An 8,726-nucleotide genomic window follows, 5' to 3' on the forward strand; every position below is an offset into this window, starting at 1 on the left:
GAACGAGAATACCTTTCCAGCCGCTGGCTGATTCGTCAGGCCATCGGCAAGTCAGCGCAGGTGGCACCGGACCTCTGCTGCCCGGTATCCGGGCGCCCTAATGCGTCCGGCACGCCCGAGGGCTGGCGACTGTCCCTCAGCCACAGCCAGGGCCTGTCTGCCTGCGCCACTCTATCAGGCTCCCCCATTGGACTGGATCTTGAACCCTGCCAGCGCCATGCTCAATGGCAGAAAGTAGTAAAACGCTGGTTCTCCCCCGTCGAGCAGGAGTGGCTGTTCCGCGAAGACGACTCCAACACCTTCCTCAAGGTCTGGACCCTGAAGGAAGCATGGCTGAAAGCCACGGGCAGGGGCATTGCCGGCAACCTGCAAACGCTTGAGGTGCGGAAGAATTTCGAGATCTACGGCGACCAGCCCGAGCAGGACTGGCAGGCGGCCTGTTGCTATATTGAAGGCTATCTGTTGACCGTGGTGTACCGTGGAAGCCGGCCCCTATGGCCGGAAATCACCCTACTTGAGCCGCCGCCACGGGACTTCGCCCTGGTGGATGCCGAGCCGATGGAGGCCTACTGGGAGCCACTGTTCCAACGCACGATTCGTCGAAAAAGCCCGTAACCCGAACCAGACATAAATAACACAGGCTATTGTATGGAGACCGCTGAACGCTGCCCCTGGTGTGGAAATAATCCGCTTTACGTGCACTATCACGACACCGTCTGGGGCCGCCCGGAGTACGACGATCTCGCCCTTTTCGAAAAACTCTGCCTGGACGGCCAACAGGCCGGCCTGAGCTGGATCACCATCTTGCGAAAACAGCACAATTACCGAGCCGCTTACGACGACTTCAATCCGGAAAAGATCGTCCGTTACGATGAGGCAAAGGTCGAGGAACTGCTGTCCGACCCGGGCATCATCCGCAACCGGCTAAAAGTCAGATCGATCATCAAGAATGCCCGGGGCTATCTGGATCTGCAGGAACAAGGTATCGGTTTCAGTGATTTTCTCTGGTCGTTTGTTGGCGATAAACCAATCCAGAACCATTGGCGCGCCTTCTCCGAAGTGCCGACCACAACCGCAGAATCCGAGGCCATGTCGAAAGCTCTGAAGCGGTCCGGTTTCACCTTTGTCGGCCCAACCATTGTGTACGCCTTCATGCAGGCGACCGGCATGGTGAATGATCATCTGGTTCAGTGCCCACAACACCGGGAATGCTATTTACTAAGCCAATGATCTCAATAGGCTGGGGGGTCGTAAGTTCTGGAGTGTTTGAAACCGCGGAGCTTTACTGTGCGAATCACTCTTGACCAACTCAGAAGCCTGCAGAGTCCGGTTATCGACCTGCTTGAGATCCTCTCGCTTGAGGGCCAGCACTACATGGCCCGCCTGAGTATGGACAACCAGACCCTGCTCCTCTCGGAAAAGAACGGAACCACCAGCCTTTTCCGGGGTGCCTGGCAGATCCAGGACACCCTGGCGTCGTTCGACATTCGGGAGACCCAGGTGGTCCACCCCTCCGCTTACCACGAAATGGTGGGAATGGAACCGACCGACGTTGAACCGATGCGAATCCGGGTGCAGAGGCAGAAACCGTGATTGCTGTAGCGAGACTAGCCATCCTTGTTGGCATCGCGGGGTTGATCCCGTTTATCGGCCTCCTGGCGGGGCTGTTTTTCATGCCGCAATACAGTGTGGCGCTTCTCGGCTACTTCTATCTGTACAGCGCAGGCATTCTGGCGTTTATGGCTGGCGTCTATTGGCCCATTGCCATGCAGCTGGACAACTGCTGCTACCCGTTGTCTCCACTGATGACTATGCTACTCAGCCAGGTCTTCTTTGTGGCCGCAGGGATAGGGCTACTTCTGCCTGTCAGTGGCCAGATTGTGTTGTATACCAGTGCCTATCTCGCCCTCTATCTGGTGGACGCCCGCTGGATGAAGGTCTATTGGCCAGCCTGGTATCTTCGCCTGAGACTCGTCCTCACCTCAGTCGTCCTGGTCTGTCAGCTTACAGCGGCAGCCTGGTTTCTCCTGCTGCACACTGCTCACTGAATTCTGAAGGGGAATGCGGGAGCCTGACGTAAATCAGGCTCCAAACGCATCTTCGGGGGATTCGTAACGACTCTGCAGCTTCTTCAGGGCGGTTTTCTCGATCTGGCGCACCCGCTCTCTGCTGATGCCAAGATCGTCGGAAATCACCTGCAGCGTTTCCGGTTCCGGCAGTCCCAGACCATAACGACGCGACAGAATGTCTTTCTCACGATCATTCAGCTCGCTGAGCATCGACTTCAGGGTGCGCTGCCGGTCCCTGTCCGACATCGGGTGATCCGGCGCCATCTGGTCGCCGGCGTCCAGGCTGTCTCCGAGGGTGACGGACCCGTCCTCAACAAGGGGAACATCGGTTGATATCTCCCGGGTCGCCAGCGCCCTTAACTCGCCGATCCTCGACGGGTTTGCCTCCATTTCGCGGGCAAGCTCCGATTGGGAAGGCGTCCGCCCAAGGCTCTGATGCATTCGCAGCGACACCTTGTGCAGCTGTCGAATTTCATCCACCACATTTTCCGGTGTGTGCACCAGCCGCGTCCCCCGCTGCAGGCAGCGTTTGACTTCCTCGCTTATCCACCAGTAGGCATAAGTCGAGAATCGGAAGCCCTTGGTGGGATCAAAACGCTCTACCGCCTTGACCAGACCGACGTTGGCGTCCTGGATGAGGTCAGACATAGGGATGCCGTGCTGCCCGTAACGGCGGGCAATATGCACCGCCAGACGCAGATTGCTCTGTATCAGCTTGCGACGACAAGCCGTCGCCAGATGAAAGGCCCGGCGACATCGAGATGAAAACGCACAGGCGTCTCCGAGGCTACCAATCACTTCCCGGAACGTCTGCGGAGTCTCCTCCGGCAGGGCCAGTTCGGTACTGATAATTCGGTAGCACAGTGTCAGTTTGCGGGAGAGGCGGCGTTCGGCCTCATCTGTCAGCAGTTCATACCGGGACGCATCCCTGAAGTACAGCCCGACCAGGGAATCCCTTTCACCATCGTTGGGCGTTGTCGGAGACGGTCCCAGCCTTTCGGTCGTTCGCATGGCTTAGGTACCGGTCAGAATTTACACCAAAGAATACGACGTGCTGTAGCTGATGGATTTACCGGGGCAGGGTCAGTAAAAACCCACAGGCGACACGGACGGTCGGCTGTGGGTATCGTGCGGGGAAGTTACAGAAACTCAGGCTGCGACGATCGCATACTCATGGTTGTGAGGCTCGATCAGAACGCCATGCAGAGCAACGATGGCTTTCTCATAGTCGTCCTCATCCACCACAAACTGGATGTCCACCTGACGCATGCACTGGTGCAGCGCAAGAATACTGATTTCCTCATCGGCCAGCGCCTTCACGGAACGGGCCAGAATACCCGGAACCTTCATATCGCTGCCGATGGCCGAAACAACCGCCACCTTCCGGGTGTTGATTTCGGCATTGGGGAACTCTTCCTTCAGCGCTTTGACCACCCGCTTGACGTGTTTCAGCGTGCTGCCCACATAGTGGGTAATGGTGTTGGCGTTGGTGTCCTTGGACATGAACCGAACCTTGAAACGGCTCAATACATCCAGAATACGGCGATCGGAGCCCGGCTCGCCCTGCATGTCCTGATCGAACACTTCCACGGCAAAAACGCCTTTGGCGCCCGCGATGATCTCCACCTGAGGCTTCTCACTGACGTAATCGCCGGTGATCAGCGTACCGGTGTGCTCCGGCTCAAAGGTGTTCATCACACGCAGCGGAATCTCGTTCTGGCGCATGCCTTTACCGGCACGGGGATGGATCGCTTCCATGCCCAGATTGGCCAGCTGGTCGGCCACGTCATAGTTGGTCCGGCCCAGTGGCACCACCTTGTCTGCGCCAACAATGTTGGGGTCGGCAGAGCTCAGGTGGTATTCCTTGTGGATAATCGCCTCCCGGGCCTCGGTGATTACTGCTACCCGGCTGAAGGTCATCTCGCTGTAACCCCGGTCGAAGGTACGCATCAGACCTTCCTTGCACTGGGCATAACCGGTCACGATCGGCAGCTCACGGGTGAGGTCCACCGCATCGAAGGCCTGCTTGAGCTTTTCGTCCAGCGGCAGCAACTCGTTATCGCGCCAGCCGGTCAAATCCACAAAGCGGGCATTGATGCCTTCCTGCTGGAGCTTCAGGGCGGTATTGAAGGCACTGTGGGCCTCACCAATACCGGCCAGCATTTCACGCACCGTCAGCAGATGTTCTTCCAGCTGGAACTGGCCATAGGAGCACAGGCGCTGCAGGTCGATGAGGCAGCCCCGAACACCTTCAATCCGGTCGGTGATAAACTGATCCGCCTGCTGCTTCAGCATCGGGTCTTCGAACAGCTCGCCGTTGATGTCGGTCAGGAACTTGACCAGCTTGGTGAGATCGTCACCCCAGGCCCAGTCAGACTCTGCATCCGCAAACAGGGCATAGACGCCTGGCTCACCGGTCTTCTTGTGTTCCAGCAGTTCATTGGTCACGCCGCCATAGGCAGAGACCACGAAAATGCGCTGGTACAGATTGTCCTTCTTGCGATTACCGATAATGATGTTGTCACGAACGGCCTCGTAGTTACTCATCGAGGTGCCGCCGATTTTCTCAACGGTATGTAGTTGGCTGGTCATAATCTTGCCTTTGCTATCCTGCAGCATGAATGTCCGGAGGTGCAGGCGTCTTACGACGCCTCGCTGAGCCCTTCCTGCATGATTTCGTCCACACTTTTTGCCAGCAGAGCAGCCCCTTTCTTGAGGTCTTCCTCGCTGGTTGTAAGCGGCATCAGGCACTTGATGACTTCATCATTCGGACCACTGGTCTCGATGATCAGGCCGTGCTCGAAGGCACGTTTGGTGATCGGGCCTGTGATGTCTGCGTGTTTTGCTTCAATACCACGCATCAAACCGCGCCCCTTCATTTTGAACTGACCGGGGTACTTGTCGCAAATCGACTGAAGGGCATCGCCCAGCACCTTGGTCTTGGCCTTCACCTCATTGGCAAAGGCATCGTCTTTCCAGTAGTTCTCGACAGCAGCGCGGGCAGTGATAAACGCCATGTTGTTGCCGCGGAAGGTACCGTTGTGCTCGCCCGGATCCCACACGTCCAGCTCCGGCTTGAACAGTACCAGGGCCATCGGCAGGCCATAGCCGCTGAGGGACTTGGAAACCGTTACGATGTCCGGCTTGATACCGGCAAATTCAAAGCTGAAGAACTCGCCGGTGCGGCCATTGCCCGCCTGGATATCATCCAGGATCAGCAGAATATCGTGCTTCTTGCACAGCTCCGACAGACCTTTCAGCCATTCCGCGCGACAGGCGTTCAGACCGCCTTCGCCCTGAACCGCTTCGACGATTACCGCCGCTGGCAGTTCAAAACCGGAGGAACCATCGCTCAGCAGTTTATCCATGATCGCCAGGGTATCGACATCGTCGCCCAGGTAGCCGTCATAGAACATGAAGTCGACATTGCCCAGGGGCGTGCCAACACCGCCGCGGTGATGCTTGTTACCCGTAGTGGCAACCGCGCCCATGGTCACGCCGTGGAAACCGTTGGTAAAGGAAATAATGCCGCTGCGGCCTTTCACCTTACGGGCCAGCTTCAGGGCCGCTTCCACACAGTTGGTGCCGGTGGGACCGGTGAACTGCATTTTGTAGTCCAGACCACGGGGATCCAGGATGTGCTTCTTGTAGGATTCCATGAAGTCGTGCTTGGCCGTGGTAAACATATCAAGGCCCTGGCTCACGCCGTCTGCCTCGATGTACTCAAGCAAAGCCTTCTTCAGGGTGTCGTTGTTGTGGCCGTAGTTCAGGGACCCGGCGCCGGCGAGAAAATCCAGGTATTCCTTGCCATCTTCAGTGTACAGGTGCGCGTTCTTGGCACGGTTGAAGATAACCGGAAACGCACGGCTGTATACACGTACTTCGGATTCAGTCGACTTGAAAATTTCCATCGTCTTGCCTCTTAGCATGTCAGGTTCGAGGTAGATGCGCGGTGGCTTATCAAAAACTGCTGATGGGGTAGCGATAGGCCTACCGTGCGTTGATTAAAGCCCTGTGACAGACCTACCTCAGTGGTCCGCCGGCTAATTCAAATCACAGCTTTACAGTCGTTCACAGCGCCGCAATCTTGTTGCAGGGCTGATCCAGGACCGCGGCCCTCAGGCTGGCTTCGTGAAAGGCCCTATGCGCAGCAAGAATTCGGAATCGTGCTTGCCGCCAAAGTGGGTCTCTTTCTCGAAATGCTCGTGGTAGGTGAGCTCGGCTCCCATATCACGGGCGAATGAACGGAACAGCGCCCATGAGGCCTCGTTGTCCTCGGTGATGGTTGTCTCCATATGGGTGACGTTCTTGCACGCATCACGGCCAACGATTTCTTTCAGCATCCGCTTGGCCAGGCCCTGTCCACGACCTTTCTCATGCACGGCCACCTGCCAGACAAACATGGTTTCGGGCTGTTGGGGAGGGATGTATCCGGAGATAAAGCCGACCAGATCGCCGTCCTTCTCCGCGGCCACGCCGGTTTCGGCAAAGTGGCTGCACTGCAACAGGTTGCAGTAAATCGAGTTGGGGTCCAGCGGCGGGCACTCTGCCACCAGCTGGTGGAGCCTGAAGCCATCATCTTTCACCGGTGTGCGAAGCGTGATGGCGGTGGTATTCGATCCTTCTGATGTCATAACGAGATCAATTCGTGGCAAAAAGTTAGTGTTGAATTATATAGACCACAAAATATATTTCAAGTCAGGCCGAAAGGCCGCATACGGCGGGGCTCAGCCATCTATTTCAGAATAGACTGCTTTGGTCCATCCGCCAGTAACAGAATGGTTAAATTATGGAAGGGAAAACCACATCATCGGCACTCAGTGAGGTGCCAGTCAGAATCCGGTTCCGATAGGAGATGGCGGCGGGCGAGCCGGCCGGCCATAACCGGTCAAACTCCGGCAACCAGGCCTCAAGGGGGAAGGACACCGGCAGCAGAGAGACATGCAGCCCATGCCGCTCAATTCCGGCAACAGGCTCAATGACGGGGCTGGACAGACCAATCCGGGTGATCAGCCCACGCGGGTCTGATTGCAGATTCCCCATGCCTGCGGAGCCATTGTTCACCACCACCCGACTCTGCTCACCCACCAACCCCGACCAGAGCACCGGCAGGCACGTGTGGGTTGAGGCAATGACATCGGCCCCCGATGCCAGGAACCATTGCGAGAGCTTGCCATCGTTACCCTCGACAAAAGCTTCGTGAGCCAACCCCCATCCGGCCAGGGACTCCAGATCCCCGTGCACCACCAAAACCTTTAGGCCTCCAAAGATCAGGCATCGATACCGCGGCAGCAAGGACAAGCGACGCTGGATATCCGGATGTTCCCCGGCAATCCCCTGAAGCCGCTCCATGATAAGGTTCGACCGCTCCACTACGCCCTGATCGACAAAATCCGGGTAGGCGCAACCGCATCCGGCACCGGCACTGGGATTCGCCAGCTCGAAATCCACGTTCCCCAGACTGACCGTGTGATCCAACACCCGGTTGTTGATGGTTCGGAACAGGCTATCGCTGGCGTTGAACCAGTTGAAGTCGCCATTGAACACCAGCTTCACCCGATGCCCCTGTCGCTCCTCCGCCAGCGCCATCTGCTCAATTTCATCAAGGGCCCAGGGATTGCCATACAGCCCGCCGATAATATAGAGCACATCCTCGGAGACCGTGCGAGGCTCCTGACACAGATCCTCGGCAGAATAGCGGTACGCCAACGGACAGCTGCGGCCTTCGCTCATCGACTCAGGCCTCCCCAGCCGCCAGTGACCGTCCGGCAAGACGACGGAGCAATAAAGGGGTAAAGAAGCCAGCCGTGCAGATCAGGAAGCCGTAGGCGTTCACGCCCAGCAACATGGCGTACTTGCCATCGCCAATGGCCCAGCTTGCCGGAATCAGCCCAACCGCCAGCAACACGCCAAGGCCCAGACCGGTCCAGAAACTCAGATGGAAACTCCAGGGCGACCACCTGGTGAAACCGTAGAAAAGGAACACCGGCGCCAGCCCCATGACCATCGTTCCGGAGATAGTGGTGGCCTTGAGGATATCGGTACCGGCAAACATGGGCAGGTTGCCCGCGAAGGCGAAGATAATCATCACCACAGCCCCCACCCGCATGCTCGGCAGCTTGTCAGATGCACGCTTTGCGAGTCGGGGCAAATCCACCGCCAACGACTTGGCCAGGGAAGTAAAGGTGGAATCCAGGGTGGACCCCGCCGAGGTCATCATCACCACACTCATAAAGAACAACGCCGCCAGCCCCAGGGACTGCCCCACCGCAGCCGGCGCATTGCCCATGACCTCGATACCGTTAAGCCGAGCGTGGACACCCACCAGACTGAAGATAAACACCGCCACAAAACCCAGCAGCCCGGCCACCACAAAGCTTTTGAGCATGGTCTTTTCCTTATTCACAAAGCCCCGGTCGGTCAGTACCGGATCGTGGAACGGATAGCTGAACAGCTGCAGCAGAGCCACCAGCAAGAGATCAAAGCCGGCATTGAGCCGGAACTCGCCATTGGTCAGCAGGGCGCTGGTATCGTTGGCGGGAATAATGAGGAACAGCACCGCCCCCACAAAGAACACAAACACGAACGCCTGAATCACATCGGTGAAGATCGACGACCGCAGCCCGCCTTTCAAACTGTAGGCCAGAGTAAACACCG

General features: G+C 57.4%; 10 protein-coding genes. 4 read left to right on the forward strand and 6 right to left on the reverse strand.

Annotated features, from left to right (window positions below; genetic code table 11):
• From B2W52_RS04295 to B2W52_RS04310, 4 genes are all read left to right on the forward strand, one after another.
• On the forward strand, positions 1-615 hold a 615-nt coding region (locus B2W52_RS04295; RefSeq protein ID WP_286801526.1), incomplete at its 5' end, for a 4'-phosphopantetheinyl transferase family protein.
• 33 nt (positions 616-648) lie between these two features.
• Complete coding sequence (locus B2W52_RS04300; protein ID WP_092033085.1) at positions 649-1,230, forward strand: DNA-3-methyladenine glycosylase I; 582 nt, start codon at positions 649-651, stop codon at positions 1,228-1,230.
• A 57-nt stretch (positions 1,231-1,287) separates the two neighbouring features.
• Positions 1,288-1,593 (forward strand): DUF6482 family protein, encoded by a 306-nt coding sequence (locus B2W52_RS04305; RefSeq protein WP_008176895.1) that lies wholly within the window; start codon positions 1,288-1,290, stop codon positions 1,591-1,593.
• A complete protein-coding gene (locus B2W52_RS04310; protein ID WP_008176894.1) occupies positions 1,590-2,048 on the forward strand; it encodes a DUF3429 domain-containing protein in 459 nt (152 codons plus the stop codon). Before B2W52_RS04305 ends, B2W52_RS04310 begins: the two co-directional genes overlap by 4 nt.
• Positions 2,049-2,081: 33 nt before the next feature.
• On the opposite strand, the gene B2W52_RS04315 is transcribed toward B2W52_RS04310, so the two are convergent.
• The 6 genes from B2W52_RS04315 to B2W52_RS04340 form a co-directional block, all read right to left on the reverse strand.
• Positions 2,082-3,080: a sigma-70 family RNA polymerase sigma factor gene (locus B2W52_RS04315; RefSeq protein WP_286801532.1), complete on the reverse strand. Its 999-nt coding sequence runs from the start codon at positions 3,078-3,080 to the stop codon at positions 2,082-2,084.
• A 138-nt stretch (positions 3,081-3,218) separates the two neighbouring features.
• Complete coding sequence (locus B2W52_RS04320) at positions 3,219-4,661, reverse strand: aspartate kinase (RefSeq protein WP_039882177.1); 1,443 nt, start codon at positions 4,659-4,661, stop codon at positions 3,219-3,221.
• Positions 4,662-4,711: 50 nt separating this feature from the next.
• Entirely contained in the window at positions 4,712-5,980 is a 1,269-nt protein-coding gene (ectB, locus tag B2W52_RS04325) for a diaminobutyrate--2-oxoglutarate transaminase (RefSeq protein ID WP_008176887.1), read from the reverse strand.
• Between the two features lie 207 nt (positions 5,981-6,187).
• On the reverse strand, positions 6,188-6,703 hold the full coding sequence (gene ectA, locus B2W52_RS04330) for a diaminobutyrate acetyltransferase (protein ID WP_008176886.1): 516 nt from the start codon (positions 6,701-6,703) through the stop codon (positions 6,188-6,190).
• 148 nt (positions 6,704-6,851) lie between these two features.
• Positions 6,852-7,802 (reverse strand): metallophosphoesterase family protein, encoded by a 951-nt coding sequence (locus B2W52_RS04335; protein WP_273018451.1) that lies wholly within the window; start codon positions 7,800-7,802, stop codon positions 6,852-6,854.
• A 4-nt stretch (positions 7,803-7,806) separates the two neighbouring features.
• Positions 7,807-8,726, reverse strand: a 920-nt coding sequence (locus tag B2W52_RS04340) for an SLC5/6 family protein (RefSeq protein WP_286801538.1), incomplete at its 5' end; no start/stop codon positions are given.

Source organism: Marinobacter sp. UBA2498 (assembly GCF_002341575.1).
Taxonomy (GTDB): Bacteria; Pseudomonadota; Gammaproteobacteria; order Pseudomonadales; family Oleiphilaceae; genus Marinobacter; species Marinobacter manganoxydans.

Excerpts from the sequence above, each read along its gene's own strand:
- B2W52_RS04300 (WP_092033085.1), top strand. The coding sequence starts at position 649 with ATGGAGACCGCTGAACGCTGCCCCTGGTGTGGAAATAATCCGCTTTAC.
- B2W52_RS04315 (WP_286801532.1), bottom strand. The coding sequence starts at position 3,080 with ATGCGAACGACCGAAAGGCTGGGACCGTCTCCGACAACGCCCAACGAT.
- B2W52_RS04320 (WP_039882177.1), bottom strand. The coding sequence starts at position 4,661 with ATGACCAGCCAACTACATACCGTTGAGAAAATCGGCGGCACCTCGATG.
- ectB (WP_008176887.1), bottom strand. The coding sequence starts at position 5,980 with ATGGAAATTTTCAAGTCGACTGAATCCGAAGTACGTGTATACAGCCGT.
- ectA (WP_008176886.1), bottom strand. The coding sequence starts at position 6,703 with ATGACATCAGAAGGATCGAATACCACCGCCATCACGCTTCGCACACCG.
- B2W52_RS04335 (WP_273018451.1), bottom strand. The coding sequence starts at position 7,802 with ATGAGCGAAGGCCGCAGCTGTCCGTTGGCGTACCGCTATTCTGCCGAG.